The 18,022-nt window shown below is 72.6% G+C and carries 16 protein-coding genes; 10 read left to right on the top strand and 6 right to left on the bottom strand.

The features are described 5' to 3' along the window. Positions 1-128: 128 nt before the first annotated feature. A complete protein-coding gene (locus tag ACWGL3_RS06000) occupies positions 129-1,661 on the bottom strand; it encodes an LCP family protein (RefSeq protein WP_452460949.1) in 1,533 nt (510 codons plus the stop codon). Positions 1,662-2,157: 496 nt separating this feature from the next. Between ACWGL3_RS06000 and ACWGL3_RS05995 the strand changes: the two genes are divergently transcribed. Then, complete coding sequence (locus ACWGL3_RS05995) at positions 2,158-3,066, top strand: Lrp/AsnC family transcriptional regulator (protein ID WP_267945392.1); 909 nt, start codon at positions 2,158-2,160, stop codon at positions 3,064-3,066. Between the two features lie 259 nt (positions 3,067-3,325). After that, a complete protein-coding gene (locus ACWGL3_RS05990) occupies positions 3,326-4,093 on the top strand; it encodes an RraA family protein (protein WP_267950433.1) in 768 nt (255 codons plus the stop codon). An 88-nt stretch (positions 4,094-4,181) separates the two neighbouring features. Here the strand turns inward: ACWGL3_RS05990 and ACWGL3_RS05985 are convergent, their stop codons facing one another. After that, positions 4,182-4,883 carry a FadR/GntR family transcriptional regulator gene (locus tag ACWGL3_RS05985; RefSeq protein WP_267945391.1) on the bottom strand — a complete coding sequence of 234 codons (702 nt, stop codon included), beginning with the start codon at positions 4,881-4,883 and terminating at the stop codon, positions 4,182-4,184. Positions 4,884-5,051: 168 nt separating this feature from the next. On the opposite strand from ACWGL3_RS05985, the gene ACWGL3_RS05980 reads away from it, so the two are divergent. Next, entirely contained in the window at positions 5,052-6,338 is a 1,287-nt protein-coding gene (locus ACWGL3_RS05980) for a CynX/NimT family MFS transporter (RefSeq protein WP_267945390.1), read from the top strand. On the opposite strand, the gene ACWGL3_RS05975 is transcribed toward ACWGL3_RS05980, so the two are convergent. The 3 genes from ACWGL3_RS05975 to aceA form a co-directional block, all read right to left on the bottom strand. Then, entirely contained in the window at positions 6,307-7,125 is an 819-nt protein-coding gene (locus ACWGL3_RS05975) for a CPBP family intramembrane glutamic endopeptidase (RefSeq protein ID WP_267945389.1), read from the bottom strand. The genes ACWGL3_RS05980 and ACWGL3_RS05975 overlap by 32 nt on opposite strands. A 67-nt stretch (positions 7,126-7,192) precedes the next feature. After that, on the bottom strand, positions 7,193-7,432 hold the full coding sequence (locus ACWGL3_RS05970; protein ID WP_452460948.1) for a DNA primase: 240 nt from the start codon (positions 7,430-7,432) through the stop codon (positions 7,193-7,195). Between the two features lie 260 nt (positions 7,433-7,692). Next, entirely contained in the window at positions 7,693-8,991 is a 1,299-nt protein-coding gene (aceA, locus tag ACWGL3_RS05965) for an isocitrate lyase (RefSeq protein WP_267945387.1), read from the bottom strand. 217 nt (positions 8,992-9,208) lie between these two features. On the opposite strand from aceA, the gene ACWGL3_RS05960 reads away from it, so the two are divergent. Together ACWGL3_RS05960 and ACWGL3_RS05955 are read left to right on the top strand one after the other, a co-directional pair. After that, entirely contained in the window at positions 9,209-10,657 is a 1,449-nt protein-coding gene (locus tag ACWGL3_RS05960; protein WP_267945386.1) for an XRE family transcriptional regulator, read from the top strand. A gap of 345 nt (positions 10,658-11,002) precedes the next feature. Beyond that, positions 11,003-11,353: a hypothetical protein gene (locus ACWGL3_RS05955; protein WP_267945385.1), complete on the top strand. Its 351-nt coding sequence runs from the start codon at positions 11,003-11,005 to the stop codon at positions 11,351-11,353. A gap of 500 nt (positions 11,354-11,853) precedes the next feature. Here ACWGL3_RS05955 and ACWGL3_RS05950 read toward each other — a convergent pair whose 3' ends face one another. Beyond that, entirely contained in the window at positions 11,854-13,083 is a 1,230-nt protein-coding gene (locus ACWGL3_RS05950; RefSeq protein ID WP_267945384.1) for an acyl-CoA dehydrogenase family protein, read from the bottom strand. A 596-nt stretch (positions 13,084-13,679) separates the two neighbouring features. On the opposite strand from ACWGL3_RS05950, the gene ACWGL3_RS05945 reads away from it, so the two are divergent. From ACWGL3_RS05945 to ACWGL3_RS05925, 5 genes are all read left to right on the top strand, one after another. Further along, positions 13,680-14,561 carry an SPFH domain-containing protein gene (locus tag ACWGL3_RS05945; protein WP_452460947.1) on the top strand — a complete coding sequence of 294 codons (882 nt, stop codon included), beginning with the start codon at positions 13,680-13,682 and terminating at the stop codon, positions 14,559-14,561. Between the two features lie 187 nt (positions 14,562-14,748). After that, positions 14,749-15,543: a hypothetical protein gene (locus ACWGL3_RS05940; RefSeq protein WP_267945382.1), complete on the top strand. Its 795-nt coding sequence runs from the start codon at positions 14,749-14,751 to the stop codon at positions 15,541-15,543. Between the two features lie 56 nt (positions 15,544-15,599). Next, positions 15,600-16,277 carry a TetR/AcrR family transcriptional regulator gene (locus ACWGL3_RS05935; protein ID WP_267945381.1) on the top strand — a complete coding sequence of 226 codons (678 nt, stop codon included), beginning with the start codon at positions 15,600-15,602 and terminating at the stop codon, positions 16,275-16,277. 99 nt (positions 16,278-16,376) lie between these two features. After that, positions 16,377-16,775 carry a MerR family transcriptional regulator gene (locus tag ACWGL3_RS05930; RefSeq protein ID WP_267945380.1) on the top strand — a complete coding sequence of 133 codons (399 nt, stop codon included), beginning with the start codon at positions 16,377-16,379 and terminating at the stop codon, positions 16,773-16,775. Beyond that, the gene (locus ACWGL3_RS05925; protein WP_267945379.1) at positions 16,775-17,752 is read left to right on the top strand and encodes an aldo/keto reductase; all 978 of its coding nucleotides are present in this window, start codon (positions 16,775-16,777) and stop codon (positions 17,750-17,752) included. The genes ACWGL3_RS05930 and ACWGL3_RS05925 overlap by 1 nt, the downstream gene beginning before the upstream one ends. The last annotated feature ends 270 nt before the right edge of the window (positions 17,753-18,022 follow it).

The following is an 18,022-nucleotide window of genomic DNA, read 5'->3' as shown; positions in this document are numbered from 1 at the left end:
GGGGGGGGGGGTGGGGGGGGGGGGGGGGGGGCGGGGGGGGGGGGGGGCGCGCGGCCGCCCCCCCCCGCGGCCGGCGCGGGCGCGGGGGGCCGGCCGGGCGCCCGGCCGCGCCCCCGCGCCTGGTCGGATCAGGGGCAGATCGTGTTCAGGTCGGTGGCCTCCGAGCCCACCTGGCGGCCCGGGTCGGCGGGCTCCTCCTCGTCCAGGCCGGTGTACTCCTGCCACTCGGTGCGGTCGTCGCCCTCCCCGGCGGCCTCCTCCGCGGCCTCGCCGCCCTCCTCGGGCGAGGCGGAGGGGGAGGTCTCGTCGGGCATGTCGTCGGTCTCCCCGCTCCCGGCGGCGATCGCCTCGGCGACCAGGTCCCTGACCTCGTCCCAGTCGGGGTTGGCGGTGTTGACCTGGGGCGGGGACAGCTGGAACGTGCTCATCCGCCCGGTGTCGGTGACCAGGTCGGCCAGTTCGATGAACGCGGGCACCTTGCTCTGGGGGATGTCCGTGCTCAGGGTCCGCTTGGTGGCGCCCGCGAGCCTGCGGTAGCTCGTCAGGATCGTCGTCGGCTCGACCTGTTCCGTGACGTACTTGATCAGGCAGCCCTGGCGGCCCATCCGCCCGTAGTCGTCGCTGTTGACCCGGGACCGCCCGTACCAGAGCGCCTCGTGGCCGTCGAGCCTGCGCAGGCCCGGTTCCAGGACCCCTCCGTGGACGCCGTAGGGGATCGGCTCCTCGATGCGGACCTGCACGCCGCCGATGGCGTCGATCAGGTCGCGGAAGCCCATCATGTCGACCATCGCGTAGTAGCCGATGTCCAGGCCGACGTTGTAGCCGATCACCTTCTTGAGGGTGTCGGCGGACGGGTCTCCCACGACGGGGTTGAGCGCCAGCTCGTCCGGCTCCTCGGCCACCGTCTGGTACACGTCGTTGAGGAGGAGGTCGAAGCCGTACGGCTCGGGGTAGCGCTCGGCGAGGGCGCTGTCCTCCGGGAACCGCACGTTCTCCAGGTTGCGGGGCAGGCCCACCAGGACGGCGTCGCCGGTCTCGGGGTCCATGCTGGCGACCATCATGGTGTCCGTGCGGACCCCGTAGCGGTTGTCCGCCGAGTCCGCGCCGATCAGCAGGACGTTGACCCGCTCCGCCCCGTTCCAGGGGTCGGCCGCGTCGTGGGGGGGCAGTTCGGGGTCCTCGTCGCCGCTGAACACGTCGGCGAGGGTCTCGTGGGCCGTGTACCCGCCGTGCAGGGCCAGCGCGGAGGGCGCCGCGATGGCCAGGCACAGGACCAGCACCACGGCCCCGCTGAGCAGCCGCCGGCCCAAGGGCATCCCCGCGGGCCTGGTGATCGTCCAGGAGTGGAGGACGACCGCCAGCCACAGGACCGCGGCCACGAACACCAGGCCCATGGCGCCCAGCAGCCAGCGGCTCTGGACCGCCATTCCGGCGAGCAGGGCCATGGCCCCCGACTCGTGTGCGCCGATGCGCCAGGCCGAGAAGGCCAGGGCCGCGATCCCGGCCAGGTACAGGCCGAGGATCACCGCCCCCGCGACCCTGCGCCGCATGCGCAGGTGGGCCAGGCCCGGGAGGGGGACCGACGCCGCGGTCCACAGCAGCGCCCGCCCCGTACTCAGGCGCGCGGGCGCCTCGTCCCGCTGATCGTCCTCCGCTGCCACCGACGATTCCTCTCCAGCATCGGGACGGCTGGGTCCGCCCCGTTCGGTTGTCCCCCGTCGCCCTCGCCGCGCGACGGTCACGCCCCGGGGCCCGGCTCCGTGTCCGGGCCCCTGTCGGGTCCGCGTCCGGCGGGGCCGCGGGGAACCCTCCCCGGCGGCGCCCGTCACGTCGGACGCTCGGTGCGGTACGCCTCCCGCCCCGGGGCACGTGTGCCCTGCCGGAGCGGTGTGCGAGGGTCCGCAAGTTCAGTGTGGCGCTTTGTGAGAGTTGTGCGCACGACTACTCACTCAAGAGGGATGTTCTATACAAGTCTGTTATGTGGTCCCGACGCCGTGGTTGGGGGATTGGATGATGCTTTCGGGCCGATCAAAGGGGTGAATCAACCGATTTCTTTCGCGATCAGTAGTGAACGGGCTCCACAGCTGCGATGATCTGGCCGCAGGAGGGGGCGTCGTCCGGGGGAAGGGCGGCGTCATGGGAACGAAAGGCACCATCGTGCTTGATGCGGTTGACGCCGCGCTTATGCGCGCGTTGCAGGGGGACGGCAGAGCGACGTTCCAGGCGCTGGCCGACGGAGTCGGCCTGTCCCGGACGGCGGTTCGCGCCAGAGTGCGCCAGCTGGTCCAGTCGGGGGCGATCCGGATCGTGGGGGTGCTGCACGCCGGAGTCGTGGGCATGGAGGTCCTCGGTCATGTGTCGTTCCGGGTCAGCGGCCCCGTGGGGCCGCTGCTGGAGGCGCTGGGCGAGCGCGAGGCGGTGACCTTCGCGGCGCAGTCGGCCGGGAGGTTCCCGGCCGTCGCGCAGGTGCGGGTGGCCGACGACGGAGCCCTCACCAAGGAGCTCGCCGACCTCCGCTCGCTGCCGGGGGTGGAGGGCGCGGAGGTCTTCCGCGCCAACGCCGTCTTCAAGGACGCCCACAGCAGCGTGCGGGAACTGCGCGACATCGAGTTGGACGCCCTGGACTGGCGTCTGGTTCGGCAGTTGCTGAAGGACGGCCGGGCCTCGTACGCGGACCTGGCCCGACAGGTGGGCCTGTCGCAGGCGGCGGCCCGCTCGCGGGTCGTGCGGCTCCTGAACTCCGGTGTGGTGCACGTGACCGCGCTGGTGGAGCCGTCGGCGGTGGGGGCCAACGAGCAGTTGGGCTTCGGCCTGCGCTGCCGGGGCGACGCCGAGGCGCTGGGCTCCGCGCTGGCGAACATGCCCCGCGTCTCCTTCATGGCCAGCGGCTTCGGCCGCTACGACATCATCGGCACGCTCACCGCCCCGGACCGCTGCCAGCTGGTGGAGGCGCTGGAGTCGGTGCGGTCCGCGCCGGGCGTGGGCTACGTGGAGACCTGGGACCACCTGTCCGTGCGCAAGGAGCGCAGGGGCGGGGAGCGGCCGGTGGAGTGGTTCCCCGGCTGAGCGGGGCCGTCCGGGCCGACCGGCCCCGACCAGGCGAGGGCCCGGTCGGGGCCGGCCCTGTGCGTGACGCAGGGTGGGAGGCCGCGTGCGCTTCGGGCTCATCTGTAACCATCGGTAGCATTTTTACGTGTTTCCGCCACGTATGGCTTGCGTCACGCTTAAGTTACCCGTGAGTATGGAGGAGGTCGGTCCGAACCGGCCGCACCGGGCGCGGGTGTAGTGGGAGGCTGACGTGGCGCTTGCGAAGACGTTGACGGCTGTGGGAACGGTGGCACTGGCCCGCTGCGGCGGCCGGCCCTTCGGCACGCACCTGTTCTCGGTCTGGCCGGGGGCCGCGTTCGCCGCGACCGCCTTCCCGGTGCGCTGTACACCGGGGGACAACCTCGCCCTCCACGTGGCGGTGGCCCAGGCACCGCCCGGGGCCGCCCTCGTCGTGGACGTGGCGGGGGAGTCCGAGTACGGCTACGTCGACGAGATCCTCGCCGTGGCCGCCCGGACCCGCGGCGTGAGCGGCATCGTCCTGGACGGCTGCGTCCGCGACATCGCCGCCATCGCGCGCTGCGAGCTCCCCGTGTTCGGGGCCGGGGTCGCCGTCCGCGAGGCGGGCCACGAGGCGGGCGGCTCCGTCGGCCGGGAGATCAGCATGACCGCGAGCGGCCCGGCGCCCCTGCCGGTGCGCCGCGGCGACTGGATCGTCGCCGACGACGACGGCGTGGTCTGCCTGCCCCGGGGGCAGGTGAGCGCCATCATCGCCGAGACCATGAGCAGCCTCTCCCGGGAGCAGGAGATCATCGACGCCGTGTACGCGGGGGAGAGCACCCTGGACCTGCTCGGCCTGGACCCCTCGCGGGTCTCGGGCTGGGAGGGGGCCGCCGGGAGCGGGAGCCGGCCCGCCGCGGGGCGCTCCCGGGCCCTGGGGGCGGTGCGCCGCGACACCGCGTCGCTCGCGGCCGAGGGCCACCCTGCGGCGGGGCGACCCCGTGTGGGGCCGCGCCCGGCCGTGGGCGAGGCCTACCGGGGAGACTGAGCCCCGTCCGCGTGCCCGGACCCGTCCTCTCCGGACCGGCCCGGGCTCCCGCCCCGCGCGGCGGCGCCGGCGACGCGCGTCCGGGGCGTCAGTCCTCGGTGAGGGACAGCAGCTCGTCGATGTAGCAGGTGGCCTCCCGGGCGGCCGCCGCCGGGTCCGCGGAGCGGATGGCCTCGGTCAGCTTCGAGTGGTCCACGCCGTCGGTCTCGGACGAGGGCTGGTTCGTGGCGCCGTCGTTCTGCTCGTACGCCGTGTGCGCGATGCTGGCGTACACGACCTGGGCGATGTCGTCGTACAGGTCGATGAGCAGGGTGTTGTGGGTGGCGTTGACGACCGAGCGGTGGAACGTGAAGTCGGCCTCCACGAACGCGCTCATGTCGCGGTCGCGCCAGGCGGCCTCGCGCAGGGCCATCGCGCGGTCGATGTCGGCCATGTCCTCGTCGCTGTGGCGCAGGGCCGCCAGTCTGGCGGCCTCCACCTCCAGCGCGCGGCGCACCTCCAGGTTCTCCCGCAGGCGGGAGCGCTCCAGACGGCGCCGGAGCGCGCCGCCGAGCTCGCTGGAGGCGCGGACGAAGGTGCCCGCACCCTGGCGGATCTCCAGCAGGCCCGCGTGGGCGAGGGCGCGGACGGCCTCACGCACGGTGTTGCGGCCCACCTCGAGCTGGTCGGAGAGCTCCGACTCGGTGGGGATGCGGTCGCCGACGCCCCATTCACCCGAGTCGATCTGCGCTCGTAACTGACTGATGACCTGGTCTACGAGACCGGTCCGGCGTGTCGAGGCGAGGGGCACGCGTTTACCTCCTAGGGGCGGGTCGCCGGATGACAGGGCCAGCGCACAGGTACGGAACGGTTAAGGCCGGAGCTTAGACCAGTTACCGTCGGGAATTGGCCTCGAACGGCAATGCGTTATCCTCATGAAGTACATCCGGTCATCCTACGAATCTGCGAGTCGCCTTCCATGAGCGCCGGATCAGCGCCCCACACGCCCGTGACGAGCGGTCCCCCCGCAGGCACGACCGCCCCCGCCCGCCCGCCGCGGGCCGTCCTCCTGCTCCTCGCGGCCGGCATCGCCCTCGCCGCCCTCAACCTGCGCACGGCGATCACCAGCGTCGGCCCCGTGCTCGGCGAGGTCACCGCCGGACTCGGGATGACCGCGGTCGGCGCCGGCCTGCTCACCACCCTCCCCGTCCTGTGCTTCGCCCTCTTCGGCGGCCTCACCCCGACCCTGGCCCGCCGCCTGGGGGAGCACCACCTGCTGGTCTACGCGCTGACCGCCGTCACCGTCGGCCTCGCCACCCGCGCGCTGGTGCCCGAGCCCTGGATGTTCCTGGCCCTGAGCGCCGTGGCGCTCTCCGGCGGCGCGGTCGGCAACGTCATCCTCCCCGCCCTGGTCAAGCAGCACTTCCCCGACCGCGTCGGCCTGATGACCACGGTGTACACCACCGCCCTGGCCCTGGGCACCACCATCGCGGCGGCCTCCACCGTCCCCCTGGAGCAGTCCACGGGGGAGTGGCGGATCGCCCTGGGCGCCTACGCCCTCTTCGGCGTCGTCGCCGCCGTGCCCTGGCTGCTGGCGCTGCGCCACGAGCCCGCCCCCGGGGACCCCTCCCAGGCGCTGGGCTTCCGCCAGGTGCTGGGCACCGGCATCGGCTGGCAGGCCATGCTGTACTTCGGCACGCAGTCCTCGGTGGCCTACATCATGTTCGGCTGGTACGCGCAGATGCTGCGCGACCAGGGCATGTCCCCCCAGACGGCGGGGCTGGCCCTGTCCTACCTGACCGTCCTGGGCATCCCGATGTCCCTGGTGCTGCCCACCCTGCTCACCCGGCTCCGCGACCAGCGGCCGTTCGTGGTCGTGTTCGCCGCCGCCTACCTCGCGGGCCTGGCCGGGCTGTGGTTCTCCCCGCTCTCGGGGGTGTGGGTGTGGACCACCCTCGTCGGCATCGGCATGGGCAGCTTCGTCTTCGCCCTGACCTCCTTCGCGCTGCGCACCCGCACCGGCGCGGGCACGGCCGCCCTGTCGGCCTCCAGCCAGAGCCTGGGCTACCTGATGGGCGGAGCCGGCCCCTTCCTGTTCGGCCTGCTGCACGAGGCGAGCGGCGGCTGGCACGCCCCGCTGCTGCTGGTGGTGGCCCTGGTCGCGGTCAACCTGGGTGTGGGCCTGCTGCTGGGCAGACCCGGCCACCTGGAGGACGCCATCCGGGACCGCGCGCTCAGAAGGGAAGCCAGTCGATCCGGCCGATGAGGTACACGGAGCCGACGAAGGCCACGATGTCGATGACGGTGTGCGCGACCACCAGCGGCATGACCCGCCCGTAGCGCAGGTAGAACCAGCCGAAGACCAGCCCCATCACCAGGTTGCCGAAGAACATGCCCACCCCCTGGTAGAGGTGGTAGAAGGCGCGCAGCACCGAGCTGGCGAGCACCGCCTTCCACGGCGCCCAGCCGAGCTGGCCCAGCCGGTGCAGCAGGTACCCGACGACGATGACCTCCTCCAGGACGCCGTTCTTGGCGGCCTGGAGCACGAGGACGGGCACGTCCCACCAGTTGCCCTCCAGGGTGCTGGGCACGATCGTCAGGGTCAGCCCCAGGTTCCAGGAGACCACGTACACGGCCAGGCCCCCCGCGCCGATCAGCGCGGCCAGACCGGCGCCGGTGCCCAGGTCGAAGCCCGGCCTGCGCACGTCGAAGCCGATCGTGCGGGAGGACTCCCCCGAGCGGCGCATGAGGTAGGCCACCAGCAGTACCGGGGCCAGTGAGAAGACCAGCGCGTACAGCTGGCGGGACAGGTCCAGCCAGGGGCGGGCGTCGGCGCGCGGGTTCACCAGGCTCGCGGTCTGCTCGGCCAGGCCCCCCGGAGCCGTGAGCACGCCCGCGAAGGAGATGATCGCCGATACCGCGGACGCGCCCAGGGAGAGCGCGAGGACGCACACGACCTCCCAGCGCAGCAGGCCCCGCTCCGGCGGTGCTGTGGGGGAGGACGGCGTCCCCGCGTCCTCGGCGGTGTGCGGTGCTCGGGTCTTGTCGGTCACGCGTCGCAATCTACGCGCTGTGCGCCGGACGCGTGACCGGGGGGCTCAGGGACGGGGCTCCCCGGTGTCAGCTCTCGCCGTCGTCGTCCTGGTCGTCCTGGTCGTCGCCGTCGCCGTCCTGGTCGTCACCGTCGTCGTCCTGGTCACCGTCGTCCTGGTCGCCGTCGTCCTGCTGCTCCGTGTCCACGTCCGGCAGGACGTCGTCGCAGGCGGCGGTGCCCAGGACCACGAACGCCGACAGGGCGCCCACGGCGAGGACGCGGCGCAGGACGGGAAGGGTCGCGAGGAGCGGGTCGAGGAGTTTCACGGGTGCCTCCTGGTCTTGTGGCGGGCCGGCGGGCGCCGACCCCGCGCGGTCGCCAGCCTAGGTCCCGGTACGGCGGGCGGCCAAAGCGACGCGTGTGCGAATACGCGACGGAGGACGCCCGAAACCGGACACGGACAAGCCGCCGGCCATACGCGTGTGACACGGACCGCGTACGGCCGACGGCCAGGGGGCGGAGTCCGTCCCGCCCCGCCCCAGCCACGAAAGCGGGGAGGGACGGACTCCTGGGAACGAAGACCAGGTCAGTGAGCCGCTGAGAACTGGTCTTCTTCGGTGGAGCCGGTGAGAGCCGTGGTGCTGGCCTCGGGGGAGATGGTCGTGCTGATCGCGTCGAAGTAGCCGGTGCCGACCTCGCGCTGGTGGCGGGTGGCGGTGTAGCCGTCGGCCTCGGACGCGAACTCGGCCTCCTGGAGCTCGACGTACGACGTCATCCCGTTCCGGGCGTAGCCCTTGGCCAGGTTGAACATCGAGTGGTTGAGCGAGTGGAAGCCCGCCAGGGTGATGAACTGGAACTTGTAGCCCATGTGGCCCAGCTCGCGCTGGAACTTCGCGATGGTCGCGTCGTCCAGGTGCCGCTTCCAGTTGAAGGACGGCGAGCAGTTGTAGGCCAGCATCTGGTCCGGGTACTCCGCCTTGATGCGCTCGGCGAAGTCGCGGGCGACCTCCAGGTCGGGGGTCGCGGTCTCCATCCAGAGCAGGTCGGAGTGCGGGGCGTAGGCCAGGCCGCGGGCGACGCAGGCGTCCACGCCGTTGCGGAAGCGGTAGAAGCCCTCGGCGGTGCGCTCGCCGGTCACGAAGGGCCGGTCGCGCTCGTCGATGTCGCTCGTGATCAGGGTCGCGGCCTGGGCGTCGGTCCGCGCGATGACGAGGGAGGGGACACCGGCGACGTCCGCGGCCAGGCGGGCGGCGTTCAGGGTCTTGACGTGCTGGCCGGTCGGGATGAGGACCTTGCCGCCCAGGTGGCCGCACTTCTTCTCGGAGGCCAGCTGGTCCTCCCAGTGCACGCCGGCCGCGCCGGAGGCGATCATGCCCTTCATCAGCTCGTAGGCGTTGAGGACGCCGCCGAAGCCGGCCTCGGCGTCGGCCACGATCGGGGCGAGCCACTCGGGAGCGGTGTCGTCGCCCTCGGACCAGGTGATCTGGTCGGCGCGCAGCAGGGCGTTGTTGATGCGGCGGACCACGGCCGGGACCGAGTTGGCGGGGTAGAGGCTCTGGTCCGGGTAGGTGCTGCCGGAGAGGTTCGCGTCGGCGGCGACCTGCCACCCGGAGAGGTAGATGGCCTTCAGGCCGGCGCGGACCTGCTGGACCGCCTGGTTGCCGGTGAGGGCGCCGAGGCTGTTGACGTAGTCCTCGGTGTGGAGCAGGTCCCAGAGGCGCTCGGCGCCCCGGCGGGCCAGGGTGTGCTCCTCGGTGACCGAACCGCGGAGCTTGACCACGTCGTCGGCGGAGTAGGTGCGCTCGATACCGGCCCACCGGGAGTTGGTCTCCCAGTCGCGCTGGAGTTCGGCGCTGGCTTCCTGACGTCGAGCGCTGGTGCCCATGTTCGTTCCCGCCTTACGTGTAGTCCCCAAGGTGTTCGCACCGGTCGAGGGAGTTCCTGCCAGGACCAGGGGCTGAGCCCTGGGCGTATGTTCCCCGCCGGTAACTATGATTCTTGGTGAAGTTCCAGAGCTTTTCCACTTGAAATCGTGCGAAGATCAGCGATTCTTTCCGTAAGATGAACCCATGGCGTACTTTGGTGCTGAAGAAATACCGTCTTTGACAGGTGACCTAGATCTCGTCACCTTTGGTCAGCGGCTCCGTCATCTGCGGCGCGCGCGAGGTATGACCCTCTCCGACCTGGGAGAACGCGTCGGCAGGGCCCCCTCCCAGCTCTCCCTGCTGGAGAACGGCAAGCGCGAGCCCAAGCTCTCCCTCCTCACCTCCCTGGCCTCCGCCCTCGGCGTCTCCGTCGAGGAACTCCTCTCCAAGCAGCCCCCGAGCCGGCGCGCGCAGCTGGAGATCTCCGTGGAGGAGGCCCAGCGCGACTCCCTCTACCAGGAGCTCAACCTCCCCCACCTCAAGGTCGGCAAGAGGGTCCCCAACGACGTGCTCGAACACATCGTCGGCCTCTACGACGAGCTCAAGCGGCGCCACGCCAAGCCCACGGCCAGCCCCGAGGAGGCCAGGCGGGCCAACGCCGACCTGCGCCGGCAGATGCGCGAGCGCGGCAACTACTTCGAGCAGATCGAGAAGGCCGCCACCGAGACCCTGGACGCCGTCAACTACACCGCGGGCGCCCTCTCCCAGGGGCAGATACTCGCGATCGCGACGCACCACGGGTTCAGCCTCAGGTACGTGCAGGACCTGCCCCGCTCGGTGCGCTCCCTCACCGACCACGTCAACCGGCGGATCTACCTCAAGCGCGAGACCACGCTGGGCATGCACAGCCCGCGCACGATCCTCCTCCAGACCCTCGGCCACGTGGTGCTCGGCCACGGCCAGCCCCGGGACTTCGGCGACTTCCTGCGCCAGCGGGTCGAGGCCAACTACTTCGCGGCGGCCGTCCTCATCCCCGAGAGCACCGCCGTCACCTACCTCCAGGAGGCCAAGCACGCACGCGACCTCTCGGTGGAGGACCTGCGCGACGTCTACTCGGTCTCCTACGAGATGGCGGCCCACCGGTTCACCAACCTGGCCCACCGCCACCTGGACCTGGTCTGCCACTTCATCCGCAACGACGAGACCGGCATCATCTACAAGGCCTACGAGAACGACGGCCTGGTCTTCCCCACCGACGAGACCGGCGCCATCGAGGGCCAGCGCATGTGCCGCCAGTGGTCGGGGCGCCAGGTGTTCGCCTCCCCGGACCGCTACTCGATCTACTACCAGTACACGGACAAGCCCAACGGCACCCACTGGTGCGTGGCGCACGTGGACCCGAGCCGGGAGCGCAACTACGCCATCACCCTCGGCGTGCCCTACAAGGAGTCGCGCTGGTTCCGCGGACGGGAGACCACCAACCGGACCCAGTCCAACTGCCCCACCGGCGAGTGCTGCGTGCGCCCGCCCGCGGACCTGGCCGCCCGCTGGGAGGGCAACGTGTGGCCGTCGGCCCGCGCCCACTCCCACGTGCTGTCGGCCCTGCCCTCGGGCACCTTCCCGGGCGTGGACGAGCACGACGTCTACACGTTCCTGGAGAAGCACAGCGGGGAGGACCGCGTCTGAGGCGCCGGAGGAGGACGGACGGAGAGGGGTCGGGGCCAGGGGCCCCGGCCCCTCGGTGTTCCCGTGGCGGGGACGGTCCCGAGCGCGCCGGGGCGACGGCCGCCCACGCGTGGCGGGGCGGCCTCGCCGGGGGACGCCGGGCGCGGGTGCGCCCGCCCGGGAGACCCCCGGCCGTCCGCCGTGTCGGCCGCTGCGGAGGTCCTCCCGAGGGGAACAACCGCACCTCAGGGGGCCGCTACCGGGCGTACCAGCTCCTTGTCGTTTGCCCGAACCGCCTGTACCGGTAGTGGTACCGCCTTCGGGCGGTGCGTGTGCCGGTGCTCCGCCGAGGGGGAACCGCTTCGCGTGGTGCGCCGCTCCGCCCCCTTCGACACCCCTGAGAGGGAGCCCATGAACCTGCCCGCGAACATCCGCACCCTGATTCCCGTCATCGTCGGCGTCATCGTCGGCGCGGCCGTCCACCACGCCAGCTCACGGGGGATCGTCATCCCCGAGGGGTCCCTGGCCGAGGTGGTGACCCCGGTCGTGTCCGGCGCCGTCACCGTGGCCTACTTCGCGGCAGGCCGGTTCCTGGAGACCCGGGTCCCCGCCCGCGTGCGCACCGTGGGGCGTGTGCTGCTGACGTGGGGGCTCACCCGCCAGACGCCGGCGTACGGCCCGGCGGGGGAGGTGGAGGCTTCCCGCGCTGCCGCGTGAGGGGCCCGTTCCTGGTGCCCGGCCTTCGATGAGCACGCCGTTCCGAGCGTGCGTTCGACGGGTGGGGGCCTGCCCGGCAGCGACCGGCCCCCGCGTCCCTTCCCCGGACGCGGGGGCCGCTCCCGTGTTCCACCGTCCTGCTGAGTCCGGTCGAGGTGACTTCCCCTTGGCGCTGCGGATCGCCGGTGAAGCCTGAGACGGCAGGCCAGCCATCCCCCGGCTGGGGCCGTTTCCCCGGTGTCCCACCGGCACAGGCAGGAGAGGGGACGGTGGGCGGCAGGACTCCTCGGACCGGTGTGTCCCCGCCTCACCTTCCACCGTGCCCAGGGTTTCTCCCCCTGGTCAGGCTTCCGCGCCCCTGTTGTCGGCAACAGAACCGGCAACACTCGTGCGGGAAAGACCGGTAAACCCCGGTAACCCCGTCCTCCCCACCCACCCGACACCATCCGTCCGCGACCCGGGGCGCACCGAGGGAACCGGCGCTCCGACCTGCACGGACGTCACCGGATCGGCAGGCCGGTGACGGCGCGGCCGATGATGAGCCTCTGGATCTCGCTGGCCCCCTCGAAGATCGTGAAGATGGACGCGTCGCGGTGCCAGCGCTCCACCGGGTAGTCACGCGTGTAGCCGTTGCCCCCGAGGATGCGCAGGGCGTTCTGGGTGACGAAGGTGGCGGTCTCCGAGGCGTAGAGCTTGCTCATGGAGCCCTCCGCGTTCGTGAAGTCCTTGCCGTTGCGGGCCATCCAGGCGGCGCGCCACACCAGCAGGCGGGCGGCGTCGATGCGGGTGGCCATGTCCGCGAGGAGGAAGGCCACGCCCTGGTTGTCGCCGATGGGGCGGCCGAACTGCTCGCGCTGGGTGGAGTAGTCCCGCGCGTACTCGTAGGCGGCGCGCGCGGTGCCCACCGCCATGACCCCCACGCTCGGGCGGGAGGCCTCGAAGGTCTTCATGGCGGCCTGGCCCTTGGAGCTGCGGCCCTCGCGGGCGCGGGCGAGGCGTTCGTCGAGCTTGTCCTTGCCGCCCAGCAGGCACGAACCGGGGACCCGGACGTCGTCCAGGACGACCTCGGCGGTGTGGGAGGCGCGGATGCCGTGCTTCTTGAACTTCTGGCCCTGGGACAGGCCCGGGGTGTTCGGGGGCACGATGAACGAGGCCTGGCCGCGGGAACCGAACTCCGGCTCGACCGAGGCGACGACGACGTGGACGTCGGCGATGCCGCCGTTGGTCGCCCACGTCTTGACGCCGTTCAGGACCCACTCGTCCTTGGCCTGGTCGTAGACGGCTCGGGTTCTGATGGCCGAGACGTCGGACCCGGCGTCGGGCTCCGACGAGCAGAACGCGCCGAGCTTGACGTCCTCGGCGCTGCCGAACATCTGCGGGACCCACTCGAAGAGCTGCTCCTGGGTGCCGTTGGAGGCGACGGAGACGGCGGCCAGCCCCGTGCCGGTGATGGACAGGGCGATGCCGGGGTCGCCCCAGTAGAGCTCCTCGAAGGCGACGGGGATGCCGAGCCCGCTCGGCTCCAGCCACTGGTTGGCGAAGAAGTCGAGGGAGTAGAGCCCGATCTTGGCCGCCTCCTGGATGATCGGCCAGGGGGTCTCCTCGCGTTCGTCCCACTCGGCCGCGGCGGGGCGGATGACGTCGGCGGCGAACCCGTGGGCCCAGTCCCGGACGTCGCGGACGTCCTCGCTCGGTTCCAGGCTGAAGGCGGGCGCGGGGGCCTCACTCATGCGCTTACATCCTTTGTCGGACCCTCCGGGGGCGGAGGGGCGGTCAATGCGTGTTACCAACGGTAACAGCAGGATCTTCCAGGCACAATCGTCCGCCGGGCGCGGCCTGCCCCTCGGCGGCGGAGGCAGGTCACGCCCGGCGGGGCGAGCGGGCGCCGCCGGTCGCGCCCCCGCCTCCCCCGCCGTTCGACCGACCCCGCCCTGGCCGGATCCGGCCACAGCGCCCGGCCGTCCCCGTTCCGCCGAACCCGCGGCCGGCGCGGCGGATCGTAGAAGTCCCGCGGAGAACGGGGACACGGCCGCCCGGGGCCTTCCCGACACCACCGGGAGCCCTCCGGCGGGCACGAGCACCCCCACCGGACGACACACCGGCGAGCAGTACGACACCCTCCGCGCCGCACGGCGCGGGGAGCCCACCCGGCGGACAGCCCACGCCGGTCCTGTCCGCGGCCCCCTCCGGGCCGCGCCGGGCCCCGCGCCGCTCGCTCCGCTCGCCCCGCCCGCCGTCACGACGAGACCGCCGACCGGACCGGTACACCGGCCGGCGGCGGAGCGGTCCACCTCATCGACTCCCACGACACCCCTAAGGACCCCCGATGACCCCCAACCGCACCACCACCGCCGTCCTCGCGACCGCCGCCCTCGCACTCGGCCTCACCGCCTGCTCCGTCAGCGTGGACCCCGACGAGATGGGGCTGGAGTACAACGCCGGCCTGTTCTCCTCCACCGCCTTCGACCAGTGCGTCGAATCCGGGAACCGGGAGTACTACGGCCCGGGCGACGAGGTGTACGTCTACCCCGGCGGCCAGCGCACGTTCACCTTCTCCGGCGGCGACGAGGCGGAGATGTCCTCGGAGACGGTCGTCACCGCCGACAACCTGGAGATGACCTCCACCGGCGTCGTGACGTTCCAGCTCAACCCCGACTGCGACGTGTTCCAGCAGATGCACGAGCTGGTCGGGACCAAGTACGAGGCCCACGAGGACGCGGGCTGGAACGAGATGATCCGCGACTACGTGGGGCAGCCGCTGCGCCGGGCCCTGGACGACGCCAGCGCGGAATTCGAGTGGCAGGCCCTGTACTCCGACGACGACGCGAAGCGGGAGTGGGAGTCCCGTGTCGGGGAGCTGCTGGTCGAGTACGTGACCGAGATGGGCGGCGGGGCGTTCTTCATCAGCCCCACCTACACCACCGAGGACGGCGACGACCTGGGCGCCCCGCAGCTCACGCTCCAGCGGCCCGTGCCGCCGGAGACCGTCCGGGAGGCCATGACCGAGGCCCACCAGGTCGCGGAGCAGATCCAGACCGCGGAGGCCCGGGAGGAGCTGGCGGACGCCGAGGCCGAGGCGATGCAGTCGCTCGTGGACCTGCTCGGCCCGGAGGGCGCGGTCCTGTACGAGGCCATCAAGAACGGTGACGTGGACGTGGTGGCGCTGTCCCCGGGCGCGGGGGTGTCGGTGACCGGGAGCGGGGACTGACGCGTCGGCGCGGGCCGGGGGAGCACCCCGTCCCGCGCCGTGCCGTCCCGCCGTCCCGTGCGGGGCCGTGCGTGTGATGCCCGTCCGGCCGGCCGGACGCGCCGGCCCCCGCCCGTGTGCGCGCCGGGCGGTTCTCCGGCCGCGGGCGCCCTGACGGTCCGATTCATCCGACGTCTACGCTGGCGCCATGAACGCCACCACGGGCGAAGGCGCCCCCACCATCACCGTCCCCGCCGCCTACAACGGGCCGGACGGGTCGGGCAACGGCGGCTACACCGCGGGTCTGCTCGCCGCACGGCTCACCGCCGTCGGAGGGCCGGCCGTCCAGGTCACCCTGCGCACCCCGCCGCCCCTGGACCACCCCCTGGCGGTGGAGGGCGACCCCGCCGCCGGCCTCCGCCTCACCGACCCGGCGGTCGGAGAGGGACAGGCGGGCCACCTGGTCGCCGAGGCCGCGGTCGCCGACCTCCCCGGCGGGCCAGGAGCCCCCGGGATACCGGGAGGCCCGATCGGGCTCGCCGAGGCCGCGGAGGCCGAGAGCCGCTACGCCGGACTCTCCGGGCACCCCTTCCCGCGCTGCTACAGCTGCGGCCCCGAGCGCGCCGAGGGCGACGGCCTGCGCCTGTTCGCCGGTTCCGTGCGCCCCGGCGCCGGCCCCGGCGGTGCCGGGAACACCGTCGCCTGCACCTGGACCCCGCACCCCGGACTGGACGACGGGACCGGCGCCGCCGAACCGGTCCAGGTGTGGGCCGCGCTGGACTGCCCCGGCGGCTGGTCCAGCGACGTGGTCGGCCGCCCCGCCGTGCTCGGCCGGTTCACCGTGCGGATCGACGAGGCCCCGCGGATCGGGAGCACCTACGTGGTGGCGGGCCACCTGGCATCGGTCGACGGGCGCAAGATCCACACCACCAGCGCGCTCCTCGACGGGACCGGGAGGACGCTGGCCCGCGCCGCCGCCACCTGGATCGCGCTCCGGGCCTGAGCCGGGGAGCGGTCGATCCGCCCTCCCACCTCGCAGAACCGCTACCGTGAACCCTTGTGGCCCTCGAACACCCGCGCTCGACCGCGCCGACCGACAGCACCGACGCCTCCGGAACCCCCGCCCCGGAGATCCCCCCGGCACGCGGGGGGCGCGGGGGCCGGGGACGCGACCCCGAACGGCGGCGCGCGATCCTGGACGCCGCCGACCGGGTGATCCAGCGCGACGGGCCGGACGCGTCGATGCTGGCCATCGCCGCCGAGGCCGGGATCAGCAAGCCGATCCTCTACCGCCACTTCGGTGACAAGGGCGGGCTGTACCGCGCCCTCGCCCGGCGCCACGTGGACCCGCTCATCGAGCGCATCCGCGAGGAGCTGCACCAGCACACCCGGTTCGAGGTGAGGGCGCGGGCCACCGTCGGCGCGTACCTGTCGATGATCTCCCAGAACCTCAACCTCTACCGGTTCCTCATGGACCGGGCCACGTCCGAGGACTCCCGCATGCGCGGTGACCTGGGCATGATGGTCCGCCGGCTCGGTGAGGAGCTCGCCGAGCAGCTCCTCGCCGAAGCGCGGGTCGGCAGCCGCCTGCGGTCCCAGATCGTGGCGCACGCCGTGGTCGGCATGGTGCAGGCCGCGGGGGAGTGGTGGCTGGAGCATCCCGAGGTCAGCGAGCGGGAGATCATCGACGACCTCACGGACGCGGTCGTCGGTGCGATCCGGGGCGGAAGCGGCTGAGCGCCCCGGCCGGGGGGAAGGCCCCCGCACGGGGAACTTTCCGGCAATTCGTCGGAACCCCTTGACCTGGAGCGCACTCCAGGTCCCATGCTTCTCGACATGAGGGACTACTACACGCCGGGCGAGGTCGCCGAGAGGTTCGCACTGACCCTGGACACACTGCGCTACTACGAGAAGGCGGGCCTGCTCCGCCGCGTGGAGCGCTCGCCCAGCGGTCACCGCCGCTACAGGACCGACGACGTGGAACTCCTCCACCTGGTCCGCTGCCTGCGCGACACCGACATGCCCATCGCACGCCTGCGCGACTTCGCCGAGCTGGTCCGCGCCGGTGACCACACGGTCCCCGACCGCGTCGAGGTGCTCCAGGGACACCAGCGCCGGCTGGACGAGCGCATCGCCGAGCTGCGCGACCGCCAGGCCGTCATCCAGCACAAGATCGACTACTACCTCGGCGTGCTCGCCGAACGCACCCCCGAACCGGTCGAGGAGACCATCTGATGCGCCACACCACCATCGGCGACCGCAGCGTCAGCGCCCTCTGCCTGGGCGCGATGAAGTTCGGCAGCCAGACCGACGACGCCACCTCCGCCGCACTGCTCGACCGCTTCGTCGAGGCCGGGGGCACCTTCGTGGACACCGCCGACTGCTACCAGTTCTGGGTGGAGGGGTTCGAGGGGCACGAGAGCGAGACCTTCCTGGGCCGGTGGCGCCGGGAGCGGGGGATCACCGACGAGGTCGTGATCGCGACCAAGCTCGGCGCCCAGCCCACCGTGCCCGGCACGGGGCCGGAGACGAAGGAGGGGCTGTCGGCGGCGGCCGTCGCCACGGCCGCCGAACGCAGTCGCGAGCGACTGGGGGTGGACCGGCTCGACGTGCTCTACGCCCACCACGAGGACCGGTCGGTCCCGATGGAGGAGACCCTGGGCGCGTTCGCCAAGCTGGTCGCCGAGGACGCGGTCGCCGAGCTGGGCCTGTCCAACCACCGGACCTGGCGGCTGGAGCGTGCCCGCGCCGTCACCGAGGCCAACGGCTGGCCGCGCCCCCGCGTGCTCCAGTACCGGTACAGCTACCTCCAGCCCCGGTTCGACCGGCCCCTCGCCTCCACGGGGCACATGCACGTCACGCCCGAACTCCTCGACTTCGTGCGGGAGGAGGCCGCCGAGGGCCGGGAGCACACGCTGGTCGCCTACACCTCCTTGCTGTGGGGCGCCTACACGAGGCCGGAGAAGGCCGCCGGGCTCGACCCGGTCTACGACCACCCCGGGACCCCGGCCCGGCTGGCGGTCCTGGACGAGGTCGCACGGGAGACCGGTGCCACCCGCAACCAGGTGGTCCTCGCGTGGCTGATGGACAGTGACCCGCGTGTCGTGCCGCTGGTGGGGGTGAGCAGCCTGGACCAGCTGAACGAGGCGATCGAGGCCACCGACCTGACGCTCAGCGCGGAGCAGTGGGGGCGCCTGGCGGACGCCGGGTAGCGGCCACGGGCCGCCGGGCCCGCCGGTCGGGCGCCCGACGGGGCGGGGGCCGACCGGCGCGGCAGCGCCTCCCCGTACCGGTGCGCGGCGGCCCACGGGACGGGAGAGGCGGTGCTCCGGGGGCGGGGGCTCCGCGGGGGACAGGGGTGGCGTGGCCGGGGCCGGTCAACAAGACCGGGGCAAAGTACGCATACGCGCACATAAAACTGTGTGTACGGTTTTTCTCAAGCCATGACCGGATACCTTCCCTAGTGGCGGCGGGGCGGCCGC

The organism is Nocardiopsis sp. NPDC055824, from assembly GCF_053616335.1.
Note: the sequence above shows the minus strand (reverse complement) of the source record. Positions and strands in the feature narration are given on the sequence as shown.